The 22,365-nt window shown below is 70.6% G+C and carries 24 protein-coding genes; 12 read left to right on the forward strand and 12 right to left on the reverse strand.

Annotated elements, in window-relative coordinates; translation table 11 throughout:
- Positions 1 to 2 precede the first annotated feature (2 nt).
- The gene (locus tag DMH03_RS19390; RefSeq protein WP_125793416.1) at positions 3 to 812 is read left to right on the forward strand and encodes a cell division protein FtsQ/DivIB; all 810 of its coding nucleotides are present in this window, start codon (positions 3 to 5) and stop codon (positions 810 to 812) included.
- Positions 813 to 883: 71 nt separating this feature from the next.
- Here the strand turns inward: DMH03_RS19390 and DMH03_RS19395 are convergent, their stop codons facing one another.
- Complete coding sequence (locus DMH03_RS19395; protein ID WP_125793417.1) at positions 884 to 1,633, reverse strand: TetR/AcrR family transcriptional regulator; 750 nt, start codon at positions 1,631 to 1,633, stop codon at positions 884 to 886.
- 95 nt (positions 1,634 to 1,728) lie between these two features.
- On the opposite strand from DMH03_RS19395, the gene DMH03_RS19400 reads away from it, so the two are divergent.
- The gene (locus tag DMH03_RS19400) at positions 1,729 to 2,562 is read left to right on the forward strand and encodes an NAD(P)H-binding protein (RefSeq protein ID WP_125793418.1); all 834 of its coding nucleotides are present in this window, start codon (positions 1,729 to 1,731) and stop codon (positions 2,560 to 2,562) included.
- A 117-nt stretch (positions 2,563 to 2,679) separates the two neighbouring features.
- Here DMH03_RS19400 and DMH03_RS19405 read toward each other — a convergent pair whose 3' ends face one another.
- A complete protein-coding gene (locus DMH03_RS19405; protein ID WP_125793419.1) occupies positions 2,680 to 3,459 on the reverse strand; it encodes a hypothetical protein in 780 nt (259 codons plus the stop codon).
- Between the two features lie 130 nt (positions 3,460 to 3,589).
- Positions 3,590 to 5,653 (reverse strand): PASTA domain-containing protein, encoded by a 2,064-nt coding sequence (locus DMH03_RS19410; RefSeq protein WP_125793420.1) that lies wholly within the window; start codon positions 5,651 to 5,653, stop codon positions 3,590 to 3,592.
- 184 nt (positions 5,654 to 5,837) lie between these two features.
- On the opposite strand from DMH03_RS19410, the gene DMH03_RS19415 reads away from it, so the two are divergent.
- A complete protein-coding gene (locus DMH03_RS19415) occupies positions 5,838 to 6,206 on the forward strand; it encodes an Rv2175c family DNA-binding protein (RefSeq protein ID WP_125793421.1) in 369 nt (122 codons plus the stop codon).
- On the opposite strand, the gene DMH03_RS19420 is transcribed toward DMH03_RS19415, so the two are convergent.
- Positions 6,175 to 7,341 carry an MFS transporter gene (locus DMH03_RS19420; RefSeq protein WP_125793422.1) on the reverse strand — a complete coding sequence of 389 codons (1,167 nt, stop codon included), beginning with the start codon at positions 7,339 to 7,341 and terminating at the stop codon, positions 6,175 to 6,177. The two genes, DMH03_RS19415 and DMH03_RS19420, sit on opposite strands and share 32 nt — an antisense overlap.
- Positions 7,342 to 7,363: 22 nt before the next feature.
- Between DMH03_RS19420 and DMH03_RS19425 the strand changes: the two genes are divergently transcribed.
- Positions 7,364 to 7,924 (forward strand): CGNR zinc finger domain-containing protein, encoded by a 561-nt coding sequence (locus tag DMH03_RS19425; protein WP_125793423.1) that lies wholly within the window; start codon positions 7,364 to 7,366, stop codon positions 7,922 to 7,924.
- A 58-nt stretch (positions 7,925 to 7,982) separates the two neighbouring features.
- Here DMH03_RS19425 and DMH03_RS19430 read toward each other — a convergent pair whose 3' ends face one another.
- The 5 genes from DMH03_RS19430 to DMH03_RS19450 all read right to left on the reverse strand — a co-directional run bounded on the left by DMH03_RS19430 (position 7,983) and on the right by DMH03_RS19450 (position 12,877).
- Positions 7,983 to 8,771, reverse strand: coding sequence for an LLM class F420-dependent oxidoreductase (locus DMH03_RS19430; protein ID WP_125793424.1), 789 nt, complete (start codon positions 8,769 to 8,771; stop codon positions 7,983 to 7,985).
- On the reverse strand, positions 8,768 to 9,697 hold the full coding sequence (locus DMH03_RS19435; RefSeq protein WP_125793425.1) for a phytoene/squalene synthase family protein: 930 nt from the start codon (positions 9,695 to 9,697) through the stop codon (positions 8,768 to 8,770). The genes DMH03_RS19430 and DMH03_RS19435 overlap by 4 nt, the downstream gene beginning before the upstream one ends.
- Positions 9,694 to 11,169 carry a phytoene desaturase family protein gene (gene crtI / locus DMH03_RS19440; protein ID WP_125793426.1) on the reverse strand — a complete coding sequence of 492 codons (1,476 nt, stop codon included), beginning with the start codon at positions 11,167 to 11,169 and terminating at the stop codon, positions 9,694 to 9,696. The genes DMH03_RS19435 and crtI overlap by 4 nt, the downstream gene beginning before the upstream one ends.
- Positions 11,169 to 12,260 carry a polyprenyl synthetase family protein gene (locus tag DMH03_RS19445; protein ID WP_125793427.1) on the reverse strand — a complete coding sequence of 364 codons (1,092 nt, stop codon included), beginning with the start codon at positions 12,258 to 12,260 and terminating at the stop codon, positions 11,169 to 11,171. The genes crtI and DMH03_RS19445 overlap by 1 nt, the downstream gene beginning before the upstream one ends.
- A 68-nt stretch (positions 12,261 to 12,328) precedes the next feature.
- Complete coding sequence (locus DMH03_RS19450) at positions 12,329 to 12,877, reverse strand: CGNR zinc finger domain-containing protein (protein ID WP_125793428.1); 549 nt, start codon at positions 12,875 to 12,877, stop codon at positions 12,329 to 12,331.
- Between the two features lie 48 nt (positions 12,878 to 12,925).
- Here DMH03_RS19450 and DMH03_RS19455 point away from each other — a divergent pair, with 48 nt between their 5' ends.
- Both DMH03_RS19455 and DMH03_RS19460 read left to right on the forward strand, forming a co-directional pair.
- The gene (locus DMH03_RS19455; protein ID WP_125793429.1) at positions 12,926 to 13,594 is read left to right on the forward strand and encodes an AzlC family ABC transporter permease; all 669 of its coding nucleotides are present in this window, start codon (positions 12,926 to 12,928) and stop codon (positions 13,592 to 13,594) included.
- Positions 13,591 to 13,896 (forward strand): AzlD domain-containing protein, encoded by a 306-nt coding sequence (locus tag DMH03_RS19460; RefSeq protein ID WP_125793430.1) that lies wholly within the window; start codon positions 13,591 to 13,593, stop codon positions 13,894 to 13,896. The genes DMH03_RS19455 and DMH03_RS19460 overlap by 4 nt, the downstream gene beginning before the upstream one ends.
- Here the strand turns inward: DMH03_RS19460 and merB are convergent.
- On the reverse strand, positions 13,893 to 14,570 hold the full coding sequence (gene merB / locus DMH03_RS19465; protein WP_125793431.1) for an organomercurial lyase: 678 nt from the start codon (positions 14,568 to 14,570) through the stop codon (positions 13,893 to 13,895). The genes DMH03_RS19460 and merB overlap by 4 nt on opposite strands.
- A 135-nt stretch (positions 14,571 to 14,705) precedes the next feature.
- Between merB and DMH03_RS19470 the strand changes: the two genes are divergently transcribed.
- The 3 genes from DMH03_RS19470 (at position 14,706) to DMH03_RS19480 (ending at position 18,661) form a co-directional block, all read left to right on the forward strand.
- A complete protein-coding gene (locus DMH03_RS19470; protein ID WP_125793432.1) occupies positions 14,706 to 15,593 on the forward strand; it encodes a methylenetetrahydrofolate reductase in 888 nt (295 codons plus the stop codon).
- Between the two features lie 42 nt (positions 15,594 to 15,635).
- On the forward strand, positions 15,636 to 17,321 hold the full coding sequence (locus tag DMH03_RS19475; protein WP_199748937.1) for a DUF885 domain-containing protein: 1,686 nt from the start codon (positions 15,636 to 15,638) through the stop codon (positions 17,319 to 17,321).
- A 458-nt stretch (positions 17,322 to 17,779) separates the two neighbouring features.
- Complete coding sequence (locus DMH03_RS19480) at positions 17,780 to 18,661, forward strand: DMT family transporter (RefSeq protein ID WP_125793434.1); 882 nt, start codon at positions 17,780 to 17,782, stop codon at positions 18,659 to 18,661.
- Here DMH03_RS19480 and DMH03_RS19485 read toward each other — a convergent pair.
- A complete protein-coding gene (locus DMH03_RS19485; protein ID WP_125785342.1) occupies positions 18,658 to 19,221 on the reverse strand; it encodes an N-acetyltransferase in 564 nt (187 codons plus the stop codon). The two genes, DMH03_RS19480 and DMH03_RS19485, sit on opposite strands and share 4 nt — an antisense overlap.
- Positions 19,218 to 19,748, reverse strand: a complete 531-nt coding sequence (locus tag DMH03_RS19490) for a YbaK/EbsC family protein (RefSeq protein ID WP_125793435.1) — start codon at positions 19,746 to 19,748, stop codon at positions 19,218 to 19,220. Before DMH03_RS19490 ends, DMH03_RS19485 begins: the two co-directional genes overlap by 4 nt.
- A 221-nt stretch (positions 19,749 to 19,969) precedes the next feature.
- Here DMH03_RS19490 and DMH03_RS19495 point away from each other — a divergent pair, with 221 nt between their 5' ends.
- From DMH03_RS19495 to DMH03_RS19505, 3 genes are all read left to right on the forward strand, one after another.
- On the forward strand, positions 19,970 to 20,452 hold the full coding sequence (locus DMH03_RS19495) for an SAV_6107 family HEPN domain-containing protein (RefSeq protein WP_007029300.1): 483 nt from the start codon (positions 19,970 to 19,972) through the stop codon (positions 20,450 to 20,452).
- Between the two features lie 198 nt (positions 20,453 to 20,650).
- Positions 20,651 to 21,415: a maleylpyruvate isomerase family mycothiol-dependent enzyme gene (locus DMH03_RS19500; RefSeq protein ID WP_125793436.1), complete on the forward strand. Its 765-nt coding sequence runs from the start codon at positions 20,651 to 20,653 to the stop codon at positions 21,413 to 21,415.
- 236 nt (positions 21,416 to 21,651) lie between these two features.
- Positions 21,652 to 22,335: a VOC family protein gene (locus tag DMH03_RS19505; protein WP_125793437.1), complete on the forward strand. Its 684-nt coding sequence runs from the start codon at positions 21,652 to 21,654 to the stop codon at positions 22,333 to 22,335.
- Positions 22,336 to 22,365 lie beyond the last annotated feature (30 nt).

Below are 22,365 nucleotides of genomic sequence, written 5' to 3' on the forward strand. Positions count from 1 at the left end.
CCATGACGCAGACCGGGGAACGCCGCCGCCCGGCCGAACCCGGTCGGCGTCCGCCCACCGAACGCGCTCGACGCGTCAAGGCCCGGCGCGGCAAGCGGTCCGGGTACGACCGCCGCCGCACCACGCGACCGGCCAGGCACAAGGAGATGCGACGGCGCTGGGTCGCGCTGCTTTCGGTGCTGACCGTCGTCGCCCTCGTGTACCTGCTGTGGTTCAGCTCGATGCTGGGCGTGCGGCAGGTCGACGTCGTCGGGGCGAGTTCCGTGCCCGCGGAACAGATCCGCGCCGCGGCGGCGGTGCCGGACCAGAAACCGATGCTGCGCCTGGACACCGACGACATCCGCGACCAGGTGGCGCAGATGCCCGGCATCGCCACCGTCGACGTCTCCCGGTCGTGGCCGAGCACCATCGAGATCACCGTGACCGAACGCGCCGCGATCGCCTTCTTCGACAGCGGACCCGGCGGCGACGGCATCCACCTCGTCGATGGCGGGGGAGTGGTGTTCAAGACGGTCAAGGAGCGGCCCGCCGGGCTGCCCGAACTCAAGCTGCCGTCGGTGTCGGCCGACGACCCGGTGACCCGCGCGGTCACCGGCGTCCTCGGCGTGATCCCGCAGCAGTTGCTCAAGCAGGTCACCACCGCGACGGCGAAGACCCCCGGCAGCGTCGAGTTCGCGCTGGCCGATGGGAAGACCGTGCGGTGGGGGACCTCGGCCGACACCGAACGCAAGGCGAAGGTCCTCGCCGCCCTGCTCACGCGCGAGGGCAAGGTCTACGACGTCTCGGCACCCGATCTACCGACCGTCTCCTGACGCAATTCGTCCTCTGAATGCGGTGGTTGGTGGTGCGAACTACCGCATTTAGAGGACGAATTGCGGGACGGTCAGCGGGTGACGAGAGCTTCGATGCCGTCCAGCAGGCGCTCCAGGCCGAAAGCGAAGGTCTCGTCGGCGGCTTCGCAGGTGTCCGCGTCGTAACCGCCGCTTTCCCAGATCCGCGTCATCGCCGGATGCCGTTCCACGTCGAAGTACTTCTCCCAGAACACCGACCGCTGCCCCCACCAGGCGTCGGTCGACTGCCCGGTCTCCTGTTCGACCTGCGCGGTCTCGGCGAACAGGGTCGCGTTCGCCTGCACGTAGATCTCGATGCTGTTCGCGGCCGCGGCCGCCTTGCGCGGCGCCAGCCCGATGTCCGACACCGCCGCGATCAGGTACTCCTGACCCGCCATCAAGCCGGGGCCGAGCACCGGCCGCACCATCGACGTCGAGCGCAGCCACGGATGCGCCCGGAACACGGCCAGGGTGCGGTCGGCGTAGAGCCGCACCTGCTCGCGCCAGCCGTCCGGCCGGGGGGCGCCGGGGCCGGGGAGGTCTCGTTCGGCGAGTACCGAATCCACCATGAGGTCGAGCAGTTCGGTTTTGCCGGGGACGTAGGTGTAGAGCGTCATCGTGCCCGCGCCGAGTTCCTTGGCGATCTGGCTCATCGAGACGGTCGCCTCGCCCGCGCCGTCGGCGAGCGCGACGGCGGTGGCGATCACCTGGTCGAGGGTCAGTTTCGGCTTCCGCCCCCTGGTCGGCTGCCGGGCTTCGCCGCGGTCACGCCACAACAGTTCGAGGCTGCGCTCGAAGTCCATCCACACTCCACTCGGCCGTGAAGCTGGATTCTACATTCTCGTATGCGGTACGGTTAAAATGATCCCGTAGGGCGTACGAGAAGGAGTGGGGAATCGTGACGATCCTGGTGACCGGTGCGACCGGAAACGTCGGCAGGCTGGTGGTCGACGAACTGGTGGCGGCCGGAGCGCCGGTGCGGGCGCTGACCGTCAACCCGGCGAAGGCGGCGCTGCCGCCACAGGTGGAGGTCGCCAAGGGCTATCTCGGCAAGCCGGAGACACTGCCGGAGGCGCTCAAAGGCATCGAGACCGTGTACCTGGCGCCGCTGGCGGCCAAGGTGGACGACTTCGTGAAGCTGGCGAAGGAGGCCGGAGTGCGCCGGGTCGTGGCGTTGTCGGGCAGCAACGCCGACGACCCGCCGGAGAACTCGAGCGGCGTGGAATTCGCGATCGTCGAGAAGGCCGTCGAGGCGGCGGGCTTCGACTGGACGTTCCTGCGGCCGGGAGCGTTCATGATGAACACGCTCGGCTGGGCGGAGACGATCAAGGCCGAGCGCGTGGTCCGCGAGGCCTATCCCGAATCCCGGATGACGCCGATCGACCTCGCGGACATCGCCGCCGTCGCCGCGCACGTCATCCTGACCGAGGGGCACGTCGGCAAGAAGCACACGCTGAGCGGCCCGGAGTCGATCAGCCAGCGTGAACAGGTCGCCGCCATTTCGGCCGCGCTCGGGGAGGACGTCGTCTTCCACGAGCTCACCCGGGAAGAGGCGAACAAGCAGTGGGCCGCCGCCGGCGTCCCGGCGGAGATCGCCGAGTGGCTGCTCGACGGCTTCGCGTACTTCACCGAAAACCCCGACAAGCCGACGGGCGTCGTCCAGGAACTCACCGGACGGCCCGGCGTCACCTACGCGGAGTGGGCGGTGGCGAACGTCGAAGCGTTCCGCTGAACCCGTAACTCGCGTGATTGGAGCCGTAACTCGCGTGATTGAAGGCGGAACTCTTGAGTTACGGCCTCAATCACGCGAGTTACGGCCAGGAGCACGCGAGATACGAGTTACCGGTCCTCAGCGGGCCCGGCGGGGAAGGCGGGTCGGCAGCGGCGCACCACGCCCCGGCTGAGCGGGAGCCTCGGCGGGCGGCGGGGCAGGGCGTTGCGGCTGCGGCAAGGGCGGCGGGGCCTGCGACTCGCGGGGCCAGGCGGGGGTGATCATCGCCTGCGCCCCGACCCGGCGGAACGGCAGGCCGTGCGCCTCCCTGGCGGGCAGGCCGGGCCAGATCTCGCCCGCCTCCTTGGCGGCGTCGCGGATCGCGGTGCCGTCGAGCGCGGTGTGCGTCTCCTCGATGTCGCGGTCGAGCCACTGGACGACGAATTCCAGCGGCCCGTCGGGCGGCAGCGGCCACAGGAAGATCTCGTGGTCGACGTGGAAGGCCGAACCGCCCAGCCCCTGTGCGCGCAGCACCGGCTGATCCGGTTTGGTGGCCGACGGCACGGAGATGGTCTCCGAACTGGCCCGCCTGCCGTCGGGGAAGAGCACCCCGACCAGCAGCGCGTTGTAGTCCGGGACCCGGCGGTGGTCGATGAGGCCTTCGCCGGGATCGCCGGGCAGAAGATCCCGCGAGTACACCGACAGCTGGAACGACACCGACTCCGGCCACACCTCGATGCCGCGCAGCGCCACGATGGTCCGCTCGGCGCGGCCCAGCGGCATCGACCAGGGCAGGATCGCCGGCACGATGTACTCGTGCGGCGTCTCCACCCAGGGGCGGCCGTTGTAGCCGAACAGTTCCTGTTCCGGCACCGGGAACAGGGGGCGGCTGCGCGGACCGTCGGTGAAGAAGCTCATCGTGGACCGGGCGCGGCAGAACGCGGGGTGAACCTGTCCGACCTGCCGCTCACGCCGTCAACGACCACCATGCGCTTCACGGTATCCGATGAGCATGCCGGTACTGAACGGTTTCACCGCACCTTTCGCGTCACCCGAAGCCCTTGAGCTTCACTTTCGTGCCCTTCGGCACCTTGGTGCCCGGCGACGGATCCTGCTGCAGGACGAAGTCGAAACCGCCGTTTCCGCCGCCGTGACCGTTGCCGTTTCCGCGACCCTCACGGTCGGGTTCCAGACCCGCCTGTTTCAGGATCTGGATCGCCTCCTCCATCCGCTTGAAGGTCACGTTCGGCACTTCGACGGCGTTCGAAACGAACACCCCGATCCGGCGGTTGCTCGCCTTCTCGCCGCCCTTCGGGTCGGTGCGGATCACCTGACCGGCGGCGAACTGGTCGGAGAACTCCTCGCCCGCCTGGAACGGCTGGAAGCCCGCCTGCTGCAGGATCTGGAAGGCGGCGTCCTTGCTCTGGCCCGTGACGTCCGGGACCGGCGGCAGCGGTTCGGGACCCTTCGACAGGATGATCGTGACCTGCCCGCCGATGTTCAGCTGCGAACCGGGGCTCGGGTCGACGCGGATCACCTTGTTCTTGGCGACGTCGCTGTACTCCTGTTCGCCCTGGACCGGGGTCAGCTGCGCGGCCTTGATCGCCGTCTCGGCGTCCTGCTGGCTCGTCCCGGCCTGGATGTCCGGCACGATCGGACGGCCCTTCGACAGCACGACGTTGACCGTGGCGCCCGGCGCGAGCGACGTGCCCGCGGCGGGGTCGGACCGGATCACCGTGTGCTGGGCGGCGGTGTCGCTGTACTCCTCGGTGTAGGCCGGAGTCAGTTTCGCCGACCGCAGCGCGTCTCCGGCGGCGGCCTGGTTCATCCCGGCCAGCTTCGGCACCGACGACGAGCTCGGGCCGGAGTCGTTGAGGATGAAGGCGAACGCGCCGATCAGGCCGCCGAGGATCACCACCGCGGCCGCGATCATCAGGTACAGACGTTTGCGCGAACCCGGCTGCTCGTCGTCCGCGGCCGGCTGGGGCCGAGGGGGCGGCGTGCGCGGCGGGGTGGCGGCGGGCGGCGGCGGTTCACGGAGCAGCGCCTGCGTTCCGCGCGGGCCGGTGACCGGCATGGTCGCCTCGGCGACCGGGGCCAGCACCGTCGTCGCCATGGCCGGGTTCGCCACCGGGACCGCCGGGACGGCGGGGATACCGGGGGTGGTGCGTTCCGCGTCGGTCTCGCGGTCGGCGTCCGCGGGCAGCGGCACGGGCACCGGGACCGCCGGGACGCCGAGGACGGTGCGCAGATGGTTCAGCTCGGCGAGGAACGCCGCGGCGTCGGCCGGGCGCTGCTCGGGATCGCGGCGCGTGGCGCGCAGGATCAGCTCGTCCAGCTGCGGCGGGATGCCGGGACGCAGCTCGCTCGGGCGCGGGACGTCGTCGTTGACGTGCCGGTACGCCACCGAAAGGGCGGTGTCGCCGGTGTACGGCGGGCGTCCGGTGAGCATTTCGTACAGCAGGATCCCGGCCGAGTAGACGTCGCCGCGCGAGGTGGTCGCGCCGGTGGCGACCTGTTCGGGTGAAACGTAGGCGACGGTGCCGAGGATGACGCTCGAACTGGTGGTGCCCGCGCTGGCGATCGCGCGGACCAGGCCGAAGTCGGCCACCTTGACCACGCCGCCCGAAAGCGCCGTGCCGCCGCGGCCGACGAGCACGTTCTCCGGTTTGACGTCGCGGTGCACCAGACCGGCGGCGTGCGCCGCGGCCAGTGCGGAGAGCACCGGTTCGGTGATGCTCAGCGCGAGCGCGACGTCCAGTGGGCCGCGTTCGGTGAGCAGTTCACGCAGGGTCCCGCCGTCGACGAGTTCCATGACCAGGAACGCGCGGCCGGACTCCTCGCCGCCGGGGGTGTCGAAACCCTGGTCGTGCACCGCCACCACGTGCGGGTGGTGCAGGCGCGCCGCCGAGCGGGCTTCCCGCTCGAAGCGTTCGACGAAGGACCGGTCGTCGGCGAACCGCGGGTCCATGATCTTGATGGCGACCTGGCGGTCCAGGCGGGTGTCGACGCCGCGGTACACCGACGACATCCCACCGCGTGCGAGCAGCTTGTCCACCCGGTAGCGGCCCTCGAGCAGAGTGCCCACCAGAGTGGGATCCGTGCGTGTCACGGCTATGGATCGTACGGAAGTACCCATGTTGTGGTGTACGGGACCTGGCACGCCGAGGATCACGATTTCCGTCATTTCCTCGAATCGGCGGTATACGTGACGAGGCGAGTACTCTCCGTCATGACCGTGTCGTCACCCATGCGTACTAACGGAGCGGGAGACGGAATGTGGCACAGTGTCACCTGTGAGTGGTATTCCCGTCGCCGACGACGTTCTTGACGCAGATGTGGCCGTTCTTCCGCTGTCGGAGGTCGCGACCGCGTTGAACGTTTCGGCCAACAAGGTCCGCCAGATGCTGCGCGACGGCCATCTGATCGCCGTCCGGCGCAAGGGCGAGCTGTACGTCCCGGTCGCGTTCCTGGTGAAGGACGGCGTGGTCAAGGGCCTGGCGGGCACCATCACCGTGCTCGCGGACTCCGGTTTCACCCGGACGGAGATGCTGCGCTGGCTCTTCGCCGCGGACGAGACCCTGCCCGGGGCCACCCCGGTCAACGCGCTCCGCACCAGCCACGGCACCGAGGTCAAGCGGCGCGCGCAGGCGATGGCGTTCTAGCTCTGACCAGCACATACGTCGCGGCCGCGAGAAGCTGACACCCCGCCGCGGCACTCAGCGCCGTGGTCACGGAGAGTGCGCTCAACGGTCCCGCGGCCGCCGCACCCGCCGCGAGTCCGGTGATCTTCACGCTCGCCGCCGTCGTGAAAACCTGAGCCCGCACCCGCGCGGGCGTTTCGCGATGCCGGATGGCGAAAAGCGCCGAAAGCTGCGGCCCTTCGGCGAATCCGGCGAGCACGGCGGCGGCCAGCAGGGTCACCGCGTCGTGCGCGGTCGCCGCGAGCAGGAAACTCGCGCCCAGCAGAACGGTGCTGGCGAGCACGGTGCCGTCCGGTGGTGGCGGCCTGCGGGTCAGCGCGCCGTTCGCGACCAGAGACGCGGCGGCCAGCACGGTGAGCAGAAGCGCGCCGAAGCCCGGATTGCCCAGCCGTTGGGCGCCGAGCAGCGGATAGCAGACCACGGCGACCCCGATGCCGACGAAGGACACCGTGGACGTCGCGGTGGCCCGCAGCAGCGCCCGGTTGCGGAAGAGGACCGTGAACCCGTCGGCGAGTTGACGGCGGATCGGTGTCACGGGCTTCGCTTCGGCCACGGGGAGCGACCATGCGGCGGGGAAGGCGGCGGCGACCAGCGTGATCGCGACGGCGACCGCGGCAGGGGCGCCGGCGTACGCGGCCACGAGCCCGGCGAGCCCCGGCCCGGCGAGGCTCGCGGCGGTGAACGTCATCGCGTCGAGGGTGCTCGCCCTCGCCAGCGGTGTCGTGCCGCGGACGTTCGGCAGCTGCGCCGTCCAGCCGCCCGCCAAAGCGGGATTGAGCAGCCCCACCGCGACGGCCACCGCGATCGCCGCGGGGAGTTCGACCAGAGCGAGCACCGCGCCGAGCCCGCCCGCGTAGGCGAGCAGTGCCCACGCCAGCAGCCGTCCCGGCTGTGGACTCCGGTCGAGCAGCGCCCCGAGCAACGGCCCGCCCGCCGCCGCCGAGATCGTCAGGCCCGCGAGCAGCGCGGACCCGGTGGCGGCCGAGCCGTCGACGCTCATGCCGAGCAGGAGCAACGCCGGTCCGGACAGTTCGTCCCCGGTCCTGGCGATCGTCGCGCCGGTCAAATAGACGGCGAGACTGTAACGGCCTCTCATAAGCGAGACGTTACAGTGGGGTATGACTTCAGCGCAGCGGGATTTCCTGCCCGGCCGTTCGGCGCGGGCGGCGGCGCAGCGGGCGGTGGATCTGCTGGCGGTCCTGCTCGCGCCGGAACCCTCGGTCGCGTCGGTTCGCGCCGTTCTGGAGGCACACGGCGAGACCTCGGTCGAGCTGGCGCCTTCGGATGTGGCTTCGTTGCGTGAGGCGGCTTCGGAGCTGCGTGAGGTTTTCGCGGCGCGTGATGCCGCGGAGGCGGCCGGGACGCTCAACCGGTTGCTGGCCCGGTACGCGCATCCGCCGCGGCTGACCGATCACGCCGACGGGTTCGGCTGGCATCTGCACGTGGACGCCGACGACGACGGACCTTGGGGCGCGTGGCTGGTGACGTCGTCCGCGCTGGCGTTGGCGGTGTTGCTTTCGGACCGTCAGGCGCCGCCGGGTGGGCTGTGCGCGGCTTCGGGCTGTGGGAAGCCGTTCGCGCACTTGGGTGGGGGGAGCCCGCGGCGGTACTGCTCTTCGCGGTGCGCGACTCGGGAGCGGGTCGCGGCTCACCGGCGCGGTCGGTCCCGAACGCTATGAAAGGTCCTTTCCTTGCAAAATTTGCAAGGAAAGGACCTTTCATAGCGCGTGTGAGAGGTCAGGACTGCTGCTTGTCCCGCCAAGCGATCCAGGACCGCAGCTTGTCGAGGTTGTAGTCCGGCCCGCCGGTCGCCACGGTGAACAGCGAGACACCCAGCTCCAGCAGCTTCGGGCCCAGCTCCTCGGGCTCGCCTTCGACGGCGACCGAACGCTCGATCTCCTTCGGGTCCCGGCCGACGTCGGCGCAGTGCTGGTCGAGGATCTTGACCTTGCGCTCCACGACCTCCGGGTCGCCGAAGCCGTGCCAGATGTCGGCGTGCTTCGCGACCAGGCGCAGCGTCTTCTTCTCGCCGCCGCCACCGATCAGCACCGGGATGTCCCGGACCGGCTGCGGGTTCAGCTTGCCGAGCCTGCTCTCGATCCGCGGGAGCGCCTCGGCGAGGTTGTCGAGCCGCCCGCCCGCGGTGCCGAACTCGTAGCCGTACTCGTCGTAGTCCTTCTCGAACCAGCCGGAGCCGATGCCGAGGATCAGCCGTCCGTCGGAGATGTTGTCGACGGTGCGGGCCATGTCGGCCAGCAGTTCGGGGTTGCGGTAGCTGTTGCACGTCACGAGCGCGCCGATCTCGACCCGCGACGTGGACTCCGCCCAGGCGCCCAGCATGGTCCAGCACTCGTAGTGCAGGCCCTCGGGCTCACCGAAGAGCGGGTAGAAATGGTCCCAGTTGAACACGATGTCCACACCGAGGTCTTCGGCCTCCGAAGCCGCCCGGCGGATCGCCTTGTACTCGGCGTGCTGCGGCTGCAGCTGGACGCCGATCCTGATCTTCCTGTTCGAAGCAGTGGTCATGTTCGCACCCTAAGCCTGGAGTTGCTCCACGCGCTCGTCAGTAACCTCGGCAGGGCGACGGCCGCCCGACGGCGGCGGGGGACGACCGCGCGGGTGTTCAGCACGTCGTGACCGAGGGCCTCGATCTCGTCGAGAATGCCCTCGTAGAGGACGAGCGCCGTCCGCACGCAGTCGCGGGATTCCTCGCGCAGCAACGGGATGCCCGCTTCGGCGCGACGGTACACCGCCCGGTTGCGTGCCACGGCGACCGCGAGCGCGCGCCGCACCCGCCGGTCGGGCAGCCCGCGCGCACGGGACCATTCGAGCAGTTCGCGGTCGACGCCGAACGCGGCCAGTTCCCCGGTGGGCAGGTACAGCCTCCCGCGGTCGAGGTCCTCGCCGATGTCGCGCAGGAAGTTGGTCAGCTGGAACGCCTCGCCCAGCGCGGCGGCGCCGGGTTCGGCTTCCTCGACCGGGACGACGGTGCCGAAGACGGGCAGCATCTGCTGGCCGATCACCTCGGCCGATCCGTGGACGTACTCCTGGAGGTCGGCGTAGGTCGCGTACTCGGTGATCTTGAGGTCCATCGCCATGGACCGCAGGAACGCGTCGAACAACTCGCGGTCCAGGTCGTGGCGGCGCACGGTGTCGGCGAGCGCGGTCAGGACCGGATCGACCGGTGTTTCACCGTCGAAGATCCGCGCGACCATGACGGCGACGTCGTCCAGCGCGGTCGCGGGATCGGTGCCGGGCGCGGGATTGTCGACCAGTTCGTCCGCCATCCGCGCGAAGCCGTACAGCGCGTGCGCGAACGGCCGCGTCCGCGGCGGCAGCAGCCGGGTCGCGAGGAAGAAGGTGCGGCCGTGGTGCGCGTTGATGCGGCGGCATTCGGTGTACGCGGCCCGCAACGCCGGGCCGGTGATGCCCGCGGCGTCGAGTTCGCTCATCGGCCGGTGACCCTTCCCGCCGCCAGCCTGCCGGAGATCACCACCGGTGGGATGCCGACGCCGGGTGTGGTCCCGCAGCCCGCCAGTACGACGTTTTCCGCCACTCGCATCAGGTTCCCCGGCCGGAACGGGCCGGTCTGGGCGAAGGTGTGCGCGAGCGAGAACGGGGTGCCCGCGGTGAGCCCGCGTTCCGCCCAGCCCTCCGGGGTGATCGTCTCGTCGACGGTGAAGTCGTCCGCGAACCCGGTCAAGCCGCGCTTTTCCAGCGTACGCAGGAGTTCCTCGCGATAGGCGGGGCCGACCCGGCGCCAGTCGATCTTGCCGCGGCGCAGGTTCGGCGCCGGGGCGAGCACCGAGATCACCTGATCGCCGCCGGGGGCCAGTCCCGGTTCGGTCGCGGTCGGCCGGGTCACCAGCAGCGACGGGTCGCTCATCAGCTTGCCTTCGCGGATGATCTCCGAGAACGTCTTTTCCCAGGCATGGCCGAAGAAGATGGTGTGGTGGCCCAATTCCGGCCATGTTTTCGGCGCGTGCCCGTGGAGCACGACGGCCGACGGCGAGTACCGCAGCGGCAGCGGCCGCCGGGGGCGGGCGCCGAGCAGCCGGTACGCGGTGCCGAGCTCGGTCGCGAGAACCACGGTGTCGCAAGGGATCCGCTCGCCCGAGCGGGTCCGTACCGCGCGCACCCGCGAGGAAACCCTTTCCAGCCAAGCGGCTTCGGTGCCGAAGCGCACTTCCGCGCCGGCGCGTCCGGCCGCGTTCGCCATCGCTCGCGCGATCTCACCCATCCCGCCCGCCGGGTAGTAGACCCCGCCGACGGTGTCCATGTAGGAGATGACGCCGTACGCGCCGATCGCGCGCGCCGGATCGAGCCCCGCGTAGAGCGACTGGAAGGAGAACAGGCGGCGCACGCGGTCGTCGCGCAGGAATCCGCCGATCTTCGGGCCGAGCCGTCCGAAACCGCCCAGCGCGGCCAGTTTCGCCAGCTCCGGGCGTACGAGATCGAACGGCGAGTCGAAGTTCGCGCCGATGAAATGGTCCTTCTGCACCGCGTACAGCTCGGTCAGCCAGCGCCGCAACCGGCGGTAGCCCTCGGCTTCGGCGGGACCGGCGATCGCGCGGATCTCGGCCTCCATCGCCGCCGCCTCGGTGTGCACGGCGATCGTGCTGCCGTCGGCGAACTTCGCGCGGTAGGCCGGGTCGAGGCGCGTCAGCGTCAGGTTGTCCGCAAGCGATTCGCCGACCGCGGAAAAGGCCTCGTCGAGCAGTTCGGGCATGGTCAGCACACTGGCGCCGGTGTCGACGGTGTTGCCGCCGAAATCCGCCTGACCGGCTCGGCCCCCTGGACTCTTTTCCTGCTCCAGCAGGGTCACCCGGCGGCCGGCACCGAGCAGGTGCAGCGTCGCCGACAACCCGGCGAGCCCGCCACCGATCACCACCACGTGGTCACTCGGACCGGTGACAGTGCGCATCAGTACGTCCGTTGGGTCGCCTTGACGACCAGCCCGGTCAGCGCGGCGGGAGCGGGCTCGGCCAGGTGAGCGCGGTCGAGCGCCGCCATCGCGGAGTCGGTGAGCTCGTCGATGCGGCGTTCCACCGCGTCGACCGCGCCGACGTCCCGCAGTGCTTCGCGCACGGTCTCGACGGCGTCTTCGGACAGGTGGGCGTCGCCGATGGCCGCGGAGATGACCTTCTCCGCCGCCTCCTTGCCCTGCTCGGCCGCGCGCTGGAGACCCAGCGCGACCAGCAGCGTCCGCTTGCCCTCACGCAGGTCGTCGCCCGCGGGTTTGCCGGTGACCGACGGGTCGCCGAACACGCCGAGCAGGTCGTCCCGCAGCTGGAACGCCACGCCGACGTCGTCGCCGAACTCGCGCAGCGTCGCGATCAGGGCGTCGTCGGCGCCGCCGAGCGCGGCACCGAGGTGCAGCGGGCGCTGGACGGTGTACGCGGCCGTCTTGAGCTTGCAGATGTGCAGTGCCGCCTCGGGGGAGGCGTCGCCGGTGGCCTGGGTGCGGACGTCGAGGTACTGCCCGGCGAGTACTTCGGTGCGCATCGCGCGCCACGCGGGCCGTGCCGCCGCGAGAACCGCGGGCGGAAGCGGGGCCTCGCCGAACATGTCGTCGGCCCAGGCCAGCGCGAGGTCGCCGACCAGGACGGCGGTCGCGAGCCCGAAGGTGCTCGGCGAGCCCAGCCAGCCGCTGTCGGCGTGGAGCTTCGCGCCCGCGATGTGCACGGTCGGTGAACCGCGGCGTGAATCGGAGGAGTCGATGAGGTCGTCGTGGATCAGCGCGCAAGCCTGGATCAGCTCCAGGCTCGCCACCGCCTGCAGCACGCCTTCGACGTCCGGCCCGGCCGGATCACCGCCGGCGCCGCGCCAGCCCCACCAGGCGAACGTCGGGCGCAGGCGTTTGCCGCCGCCCAGCACGAATCCGGCCAGCGCGTCGATCCCGACCCCGACGACCGGTTCGGTGCGGCGGATTTCGGCACCGGCGCGCTCGAGGAATCCGGCCAGCGCCCGCTCGACGTTGGCGGGCAGATCGGCGTCGTAGGCGGACGTGTCCATGAGCACATCCTCCGGGAAGGACGTCTTCATGACCCAGTCGGGTGCCGTGGAATGTGGCGAACGAGACGTCAGCCGCGGGTCTTGTCGTAGTGCCGTTTCGCCCGCGCCCGGTTGCCGCAGTCCGACGAACTGCACCAGCGCCGCGACCGGTTGCGCGTCTGGTCGGTGAAGACCCAGCCGCAGCCGGGCCCTTCGCACTCCCGGATCCGCTCCAGATCCCCGGTCCGGAGCAGGTCTTCGGCCGCCAGCGCGAGGAAATGCGGCAACGCTTCGGCGCTCTCCAGCGGTACCACCCACCGCAGCGGCAAGGACGGCGGGAGCGACGCGTGCCGGTATGCCTCGATCAGGGGCTTTCGCAGCGCCGTGACGTCCGGCGGATCCGACACGAGCACGCGGTACAGCGTCTCGCGGAAGGCCTTCACCGTGTCCAGGACGGCCTCGGAGATCTCCAGCCGTTCGGCGCCCGCGCCGACCAGGACGACCCACTCCGACAGCCGATCCGGGGTCGAAAGCCGGTCTTCCCACCGGGCCGGATCGCGGCGCCAGGAAACGGTGTTGACCAGGTCCAACGGCACGCTCCCGCCGATGCTGTCGTACCCGTCCCAGTGGCCGTTCACGAGTCCTCCTAATGGTCAAAACTAGTTTAGCTTGTTAGGCTTGGTCCTATGAGAACGCTCCGGCGGAACTACCTGGCCGGCGCCCGTGTCGGGCTCGGGCTGGGTGTCGCGACCTTCGTCCTCGGCGTCACTTTCGGCGCGTACAGCCAGACTCTGGGCTGGGGGATCGCGGCCCCGATCGCCGCGTCGATCCTCGTGTTCTCCGGCTCGGCCCAGTTCGCGATGGCCACCGCGCTCGCGGGCGGCGGCAACATCGCCGTCGCGGTCGGCGCCGCGGCCCTGATCAACGCCCGGTTCCTGCCGATGGGCGCCGCCGTCGCCGCGGATCTGCGCGGAGGACGGCTGCGCCGCGCGTGGGAGGGCCAGGCCGTCGTCGACGGTTCGTGGGTGGCCGCCCACCTCGGCGAGGGGCGTTTCGATCGCGAGAAACTCATCGGCTGCACCCTTGTCCAGTTGCCCGCGTGGGTGCTGGGGACGGTGCTCGGCGTCCTCGCCGCGCCGCCGCCGGACGTCGTCGCGCGGTTCGGGCTCGACGTCGTGTTCCCCGGTTTCTTCCTGGTCCTGCTCATCGACGAACTGCGCCGTTCCCGCGAGGCGGTCCGGACCGCGGCGCTCGCCGCCTGCCTCGCCGGGATCCTGGTGCTGTTCGTCCCGGTCGGGCTCGCGCTGATCGGCGCGTCGGCCGCCGCGCTGCTGGGCCTGGGGACGCGGCGATGACACTCTGGATCGCCATCGTCGCCGTCGCGCTGGTCAGCATCGGGTTCAAGGCGGCGGGCCCGGTCCTGCTCGGCGACCGGACGCTGCCGCCGCGTCTGGCGGGCGTGATCGCGTTGCTGGCGCCCGCGCTGCTGGCCGGTCTGGTGCTGACCGACGTGACCGGTCCAGCCTGGTCCGCGGTCGACTGGACGCTGTGCGCGGGACTGGCCGCGATCGCCGTGACCTACCTGCTGCGCGTCCCGGTGCTCGCCGCGATCCTCTGCGGGGTCGTCGTCACCGCGGCGCTCCGGTTCCTCGTCTAGGCCCAGAACGGTCCACTCAGCCCGGCCTGTTCGAAGTACTTGGCCGCGGCGGCCGGATCCCGGCGGGTGTAGCCGTGGTCGAGCCTGCCGTCGTACCAGCCCGCCGCGAGCCGCCACAATGTCGCCAGATCCATGACATATCCCTTGTCCTGCCCCGTTTCCGCCAGCCAATCGTCCACACAGGACTCGCCGCAGAACAGGCGCTGGTTCCCGCAGGTGTGCACGACGTCGTCCCACATCCGGGCCGCCGGGACCAGGAAATGCGCGACCAGATCACCCTTCGGTGGGACCTGGTCGTTCACCAGCAGGGCCCGTGGTTCGCCGCAGCCCCGGCAGCGCGTGGACACCAGCACCTCGGGTTCGGCCTTGACCAGATGCGGGATCGCGAACGCGTCCCACGCGCAGCCGCCCCACCACAGCGTCCGCTCACCCATCACCGAGAAACCCAGCGGGATCGCGGCGAACGGATGCGCCATTACAACGTGCTCGCAGTCGTCGAGCACGAGGTGCCGCCGCTCCGCGAGCCGGTGCAGCGCCTGTTTCGCCACGGCGAGCGATCCGTGGGCGGCGTCGGCCAGTTCCGGCGCCGTCGGCGGCCTCCCGTGCTCGGCGAACGCGCGGTAGACCGCGACGCGGACGTCCTCGTCCCAGCTGGTGTCGGTTTCGGCGCTCATGGCGGCTCCCTGTGCTCGTCACCGAGTCTCCCCAGGCCGGCGCCGCTCGGCAACCGCTCGCGAGTGGCCGAGGTCGCATGCCCACTGCCTGAGAGGGGGCTCCCAGCCAGCGGACGTCCCCCTTAACATGGCGGTATGACGTCGGTGGTCGAGCGGTTGCAGGGTGATGGACCCGTGTTCTCCATCGAGTTCTTCCCGCCTCGCGACGCGGCCGACGAGGCGGTGCTGTGGAAGTCGATCCGGGAACTCGAGCCGCTGGACCCGGCGTACATGTCGATCACCTACGGCGCGGGCGGCTCCAGCCGGGACGGCACGATCCGCAGTATCGCCCGCGTCGCCACCGAAACCACGCTGGTGCCGATGGCGCACCTCACCGCCGTGAACCACTCGGTCGCGGAACTGCGCAACGTCATCGGCTGGTACGCCGCCGTCGGCGTGCGGAACATCCTCGCGCTGCGTGGCGACCCGCCGGGCGACGTCTACGGCGACTGGGTCCCGCATCCGGACGGGCTCAACTACGCCGAGGAACTCGTGGAGCTGGTGCGTTCGCTCGGCGACTTCTGCGTCGGCGTCTCGGCGTTCCCGTACGGCCACCCGAGGTCGGCGAACCTCGAAGCCGACACCGAGTACCTCGTGCGCAAGCTGCGTGCGGGAGCGGATTTCGCGATCGCTCAGCTGTTCTTCGAGCCGGAAGACTTCCTCCGCCTGCGTGACCGGGTGGCGGCCACCGGCTGCGAGGCGCTGGTCATCCCCGGCATCATGCCGCTGACCACGCTGCGGACACTGCGCACGTCGATCAAGCTGTCCGGCGCGCCCACCGCGCCGCGGCGGCTGCTGGACCGGCTCGAGCCGCTGGCGGACGACCCGAAGGCCTTCCGCGCGGAAGGGATCGACGCGGTGACCGAACTGTGCGAGCGGCTCATCGCCGAAGGCGTCCCTGACCTGCACTTCTACACGTTCAACCGGTCCAAGGCCACGCGTGAGGTGGTCAGCAGGCTCGGGCTGGTCCCGGCCCGGGCGTAACTCCGTACCGAAGTCGCCCGCTGTCCCGGTAGCGTGCCGGTCATGGCTTCGACCGCGCAAAGTGTGCACCAGATCTGTGACCGGTACGTCGACGAGTACGCCGCGGCCGACCCGGTCGCCGCGACGACGTTCGGCATCTCCGGATACGACGACCAACTGACCGACTACTCGCCTGCCGGACACGCGGCCAGGGCGGCGATCGCCACGCGCGCGCTGGCCGAGATCGACGCGGCCGAACCCGCCGACGACGGCGAGCGCGCGGCCAAGGCGGTGTTCACCGAGCGGATCGGGTTGCAGCTGGAGATCCACGAGGCGGGTCTCGACGTCGCGGCGCTGAACGTGATCGAAAGCCCCGTGCAGGAACTGCGCATGGTCTTCGACCTCATGCCCACCGACACCGCGGAGGACTGGGCGACGATCGCCGCCCGGATGGCGAAGGTGCCCGAAGCGCTCGACGGTCTCCGTGCCTCGCTGCTCGCGGCCGCGAACGCCGGCCGGGTGTCGGCGTTGCGGCAGGTCGGCAAGGTCGCCGAACAGGCCGAAACCTGGGCAGGATTGAAGGACGACGCCGGTTTCTTCGAGACGCTGATCTCGGGAGCGAAGGACGTCGACGAGAAGCTGCGCGCCGAGCTCGGCCAGGCCGCTCACGCCGCTCAGGAGGCGTACGCGGAGTTCGCCGGTTTCCTCCGCGCCGAACTCGCCCCGCTGGCGCCGGTCAAGGACGCCGTCGGCGCCGAGGTGTACAAACTGTGGTCCCGGCTGTTCACCGGAGCCACCCTCGACCTGGACGAGGCCTACGCCTGGGGCTGGGCCGAATTCACCCGCATCGAAGCGGAAATGCGTGAGGTCGCCGGCCGGATCAAACCCGGCGCCACCCTCGCCGAGGTCGCCGCCGTCCTCGACGCCGACCCCAAGTACGTCGTCCGCGGCCGGGCCGAATTCCAGGCCTGGATGCAAAACTTGTCCGACAACGCGATGAAGTCGTTGCGCGGCAAGCACTTCGACATCTCCGACCGGGTGATGGAGCTGGAGTGCAAGATCGCCCCGCCCGGCGGCACCGTCGGCGCGTACTACACCGCCCCGAGCGAGGACTTCGCGCGTCCCGGCCGCATGTGGTGGTCGCTGCCGCAGGGCCGGGACCAGTTCGTCACCTGGCGTGAGGTCAGCACCGTCTATCACGAGGGCGCGCCGGGTCACCACCTGCAGATCGCGACCGCGGTCGACCAGTCCGACTCGCTGAACAAGTACCAGCGGCTGCTCGCGTTCACCTCCGGGCACGCCGAGGGCTGGGCGCTGTACTCCGAGCGGCTGATGCAGGACCTCGGCTTCCTCGCCGACGACGGCGACCTGCTCGGCATGCTGTCCGAGCAGCTGTTCCGCGCCGCGCGCGTGATCGTCGACATCGGCATGCACCTGGAACTGGAGATCCCGGCTGGCACCGGCTTCCACGAGGGCGAGCGCTGGACGCCCGAGCTGGGCCTGGAGTTCATGCTCACCCGCACCGTCACCGACCCTGCCCACGTGCATGACGAGATCGACCGCTACCTGGGCTGGCCCGGGCAGGCGCCGTCGTACAAACTCGGCGAACGCCTGTGGCTCGCCGCGCGGGACGAGGCCCGTGCCCGGCAGGGGGACGCCTTCGACATCAAGCAGTTCCACACGCGGGCGCTGGCGCTCGGCGGGATGGGGCTGGACACGCTGCGGGAGATGCTGGCCGCACTGGACTGAGCCGGTCCCGGTAGTGCCATGAACGGTCCGTTCCTTGCAAAATTTGCAAGGAACGGACCGTTCATGGCATCCAGATGGACCCTCCGGATGCGTGCTTTCACCCTATCCGGAGGACGCTGGCCGCATGTCCGTGAAGGCCCCCTTGAGAGACCCAGAGTCCCTCAAGGGGCCCTTCACGGACATTCGCAACATCACCAAGAGCCTCAGCGACGCGCGCAAGAATCGCCACTCACGACCACCGTGGCCCGCCGCGTGCCGCAATTCACGTGCCCCCACCACCGAAGCCTTGATACGTTCCCCCTCGTGCACCGGATCTTTCTCGTCACCCCACCCCCCGCCTCCTGAGCGGGGTGTCTCCGGCCGCGCGGCGTTCCAGCCGCCCGGCCGATCCGTGCTGCACTGAAGCACCCCGCGTCGTCGCCGTCCACTGACACGACAAGACGCAGGAGCGTTTCCCCATGTCCGTAGCCGTACCCACGCGCGCCCGATCGTCGGCCGCGCTCGTCCTCGCCGGTGTCCTCTGGGGGACCGGTGGCCTCGCCGGATCCCTGCTCGCCTCCCGCGCGGGGCTCCATCCACTGAGTGTCGCCGCGTACCGGCTGCTCATCGGCGGCGTGATCGCCACCGGCTACCTCTGGCTCACCGGGGGCCTCCGCGGCCTTCCCCGCACGACACAGGTCCGCCGTCGCCTCCTGGCGGTCGGCGGCTTGTTCGCCCTTTTCCAGACCAGTTACTTCGTCGCGGTCTCGTCGAGTTCCGTGAGCGTCGCGACGATGACCACCATCGGCAGCGCACCCGTTCTGCTCGCCGTCGCGACGGTCGTCAGGTCCAGGAAACTCCCCACACGGTGGACGGCGGTGTCACTGGCCGGATCCCTCATCGGGCTGGCGCTGTTGCAGTGGACGCCCGGAGAAGAGGTCAACGCCGCCGGGGTGCTGTTCGCCTTGCTCGCCGCGGCCGGGTTCGCCGCGCTGACGCTGGTGACCGCGACCCGCGTCGAGGGGCTGGATCCCTTGCCCACCACGGCGTTCGGCTGCCTGATCGGCGGCGCCGCGCTCACGCCCGCCGCGTTGTGGTTCGGGATGGCCGTGCCGGTTCAGGCCGACGTGCTCGCGCTCGTCGTCTACTTCGGCATCGTGCCCACGGCGCTGGCGTACGCCGCGTACTTCCGCGGTCTCGAAGGCGCGCATCCCGTACTGGCCGCGTTGTCCGCCCTGCTGGAACCGTTGACCGCCGCGCTGCTGTCGATGGCCCTGCTCGGTGAACGGCTCGGCGCCGTGGGCTGGTGCGGCGCGGCGGTGCTCATCGACGTGCTCGCCGTCGCCTACTCGAAACCTTAGAGCGGCAGCGTCCGCCCGAGGATCGCGAACGCCCGCGGGTCCCCGGCGAAGTGGTAGTCCCGCAGCACATCGACGAAGCCGACGCGCCGGTACAGGTTCCAGGCCCGGCTGGTGCCTTCCGGCGTGGAAAGGAGGACGTGGGCGTTGGGCACGCCGTCGAGCAGCCGCCGCAGGAGATCCTCGCCGATCCGCTTCCCCTGGTTTTCGGGGCTGACGTGGATCTCGGTGAGCTCGAAGTAGTCCGACATCCAGTGCTCGGCGGCGGCCTGGCCCTCGCGGCGGGTCAGGCCGTGACGGACCTGTTCGTGCCACCACTGGCCGCCGCGGCCCTTGTAGCCGTAGGCGAGCCCGAGCAGGACACCGTCCGCGTCGAGCGCGGCCATGCAGCGCCAGCCTTCGCGCAGCGCGTGCGTGAGCCACATCGGCGCGCGTTGCTCGGCCGTGCCTTCGGGGTAGCGCATGGCGTTGACGTAGATGGTCAGCGCCTCGGGGAGCCGGGCGCGGAACTCGTCCGCGGACAGCTGGACGTAGCGGGTGCATTCCGAGGACATCGCGGTCACGGGCGCCCATCCTGCCCGGCGCCCGCGACGTCCGCGGGAGTGCCCCCGGTCAGCGCGACCAGGCGAGCGAACGTCGTGGGGTACACCGACTTCGGGTGTCCGGCGGCGGCCCAGACGACGTCGTGGGCGCGCAACGCGGAGTCGACGAGGGTGGTCAACGCCTTCGGGTGACCGACCGGAGCGACGCCGCCGATCGGCTGCCCGGTGTGCGCGCGGACGAAATCCGCGTCCGCCTTGCCGATCTCGTCGGCGCCGGTCAGCGAGGCGAGGATGCCGGTGTCGGCGCGGTGCGCGCCCGAGGTCAAGGCCAGCAGGGCCGTTTCGGTCCCGCCGGTGCGGCTGCGGAACACGAGGCTGTTCGCGATCGCGCCGACCTCGACACCGAGCGCTTCGGCGGCTTGCGCGGCCGTGCGGACTTCGGCGGGGAGGATCCGGATCCCGTCCGCGGCGTCCTGCTGACCCGCCTCGGCGAGCGCGGCCGCGACCTTGGCCACCGAGGGATGCCCGGACTGGTCGATGGTGCTCATGAGCCTATGAGATCACGTGACCGATCCGGTGTCCCGCACCACATGCGGCGATCACCCCGGTACGGGGTTGAAGGAATGGGCACTTCGGGGTTACATTGGTCTTGTTCGAACAGACGTTCGACATTCGGTGAGCGCGCACCGGTAGGTGCCCGGCGCGGGGGCGGGGGAAGCGCCTCGGCGCCGGGCACCGGCCGGCGCTCACGTACAGGAGGAGGGTCGTCATGTCCGTTTCGGTCGTGTCCCCTGACGAAGCCGAGAGGCCGGGGGGCACCGCGCAGCCCGCCCTGCCGATGTCGTTGCGCCCGCCGGCACCACCCGCGGCGGTCTCCTTGTACGCACAGGCGAGGCGCGGTCTCGCCGAGGCAGAGCGGGAAAACGATCCCGCGGAGCGGTTCATCGGGGCGTATCTCGCCGCGCTGCGGGGCGCGGCGGCGGTACTGGAGGCCCGCGGCCGTCCGCACCGGGGCCGGGCCCGGCCGGCGAGCGGCTGGGTGCTGCTCGACTCCGTCGCGCCCGAATTGAAGGAGTGGGCGGCGTTCTTCGCGGCCAACTCCGCGACGCGGGCCGCCGCGCAGGCGGGGATCACCGGCAAGGTCACCGTCGAACTGGCGGACGAGCTGACGCGGGCCGCCACGGTGTTCCTGGAACTCGTCCGACGGGTGGTGCACGGGCTGCCGATGGGTGATTCGGCGCATGTGGCTTAGCAGCCTGCCGGCGGAGCTGCGGTTTCGTCCGGAAAGTGGCCATACCCGTGAACCCGCCCGGCCGAAGGCCCCGCTATCGCGGTGGCAGGGCGCCTTCACCACCTTCGTGACTTGAAAGACCAGGTCGCGCCCTGCCGACGCCGATCGCGGACGCGGGTTCACCTATTCGACAGAGTCACCATGGAGAGGGGGTGCCCGATGGCCGGGCAGGCCATGATCGACCAGGGCAGGTTCCTGGAGGCGCTCGGCGCCGAAACCGAGCTGATGGCCCAGGTGGCGCACACCGCGTCCGCCGACGCGCCGGTTCCGACCTGCCCCGGCTGGACGCTCGGTGAGGTCCTCAGACATGTCGGCAGTGTGTACCGGGTCACCCGCCGCTGGATCATCGACGGACGGCGTCCCGAACACTGGCAGCGCAAACCGGGGCCGACGCAGTCGCTGGAGGAGTACTTCCGCGAGGGCCGGGACGAGCTCGTCGCCGAACTGTCCGCGCACGAACCGGAGGCATCGGCGCAGACCTGGTGGCCGGCGGACCGCAGCTACGGGTTCTGGCGGCGGCGGATGGCGCACGAGACGACGATCCACCGGATCGACGCGGAGACCGCCGCCGGCCGGGAAGTGTCGGTGATCCCCGAAGACCTGGCACTCGACGGGATCGACGAGGCGCTTGTGCTGTGGTTCGGCCAGCGGCTGCCGTTGCTGGGCTTGTCCGGCACCAGAACCGGATCGGTCGGCGTGCGCACCGCGGGCCACCACTGGATCGCCAGAGCCGGGCCCACGGAAACGGTCGCCTGGCGATGCTCCGCCGAGGAGGCCCAGCGCGCGGACGATCTGATCACCGGGCATCCGGACAAGATCTACCGCTGGCTCTGGGGCCGGGCGGGTCCGACGGTGGTGACGGTCAGCGGAGACCAGGACATGGCGGGACAACTTTGGGCCCTTTTGCGGCTCGCGACTCGATGACCGGTCGGTGGGGAAGCCAAACCGGTCAGCGCCAGTCGGCGGAGCCGAAGATGGGCCTGAAGAGCAACCGAGCGCGTGAACCCGCCCGGCCGAAGGCCCCGCGATCGCGGTGGCAGGGCGCCCTGCCCGCTCATCGGGACGTGCATGACCGGCGAGCGCCCTGCCGACGTCGATCGCGGACGCGGGTTCACCCGCAAGACACAGAAGTGTCGGTGGTGCCGTCTAGGTTCACAGGTGTGGCATCACAGCTGGTGAACCTGGTCTTCGACTCGGCCCTTCCCAGAGATCTGGCGGGTTTCTGGGAAGGGCTGTTCAGCTGGGACGCCCCGTTTCAACCGGCGTTCCGCTCCGAGGCGGTCCCCAAACGGGGCAAGAACCGGCTGCACCTGGATCTGACGAGCCGTTCGCCCGGGCACCAGGCCGAGCTGGTGGACCGTGCGCTGTCCCTCGGCGCACGGCATATCGACATCGGCCAGGGCCCGCCGGAGGAGAAACGGGTGCCGTGGGTGGTGCTCGCGGACCCCGAGGGCAACGAGTTCTGCGTCCTCGAACCGCGCGAGCAGTACGAGGGCGCCGGCGCGATCGCTTCGGTCGTCACCGACGCTCTCGACCCGGAGCGGCTCGCGCGGTTCTGGGCGGCAGCCCTTGGCTGGGAGATCGGCGTCCGCGAGAAGACGATCGTGGGTCTGCGGCCACCGGGCGGTCGCGGCCCGTGGGTCGAGTTCCTCGCCACGAAAGAGGAGAAACAGCACAAGAACAGGCTGCGGTTCGAGATCGCGCCACGGCGAGGCAAGAGCCGGGCGGCCGAAGTCCGGCGTCTTAGGGAGCTCGGCGCGACAGGACAGGGTTCGGCCAGGCAAGGCGCCGTGGCCATGGTGGATCCGGAGGGCAACGAGTTCACTGTGCTCGCACCCCGCTAGTTGTTTCGCCGGGGTTGCGCGGTGGCGTCG

Source organism: Amycolatopsis sp. WAC 01376 (assembly GCF_003947415.1).
GTDB lineage: Bacteria > Actinomycetota > Actinomycetes > Mycobacteriales > Pseudonocardiaceae > Amycolatopsis.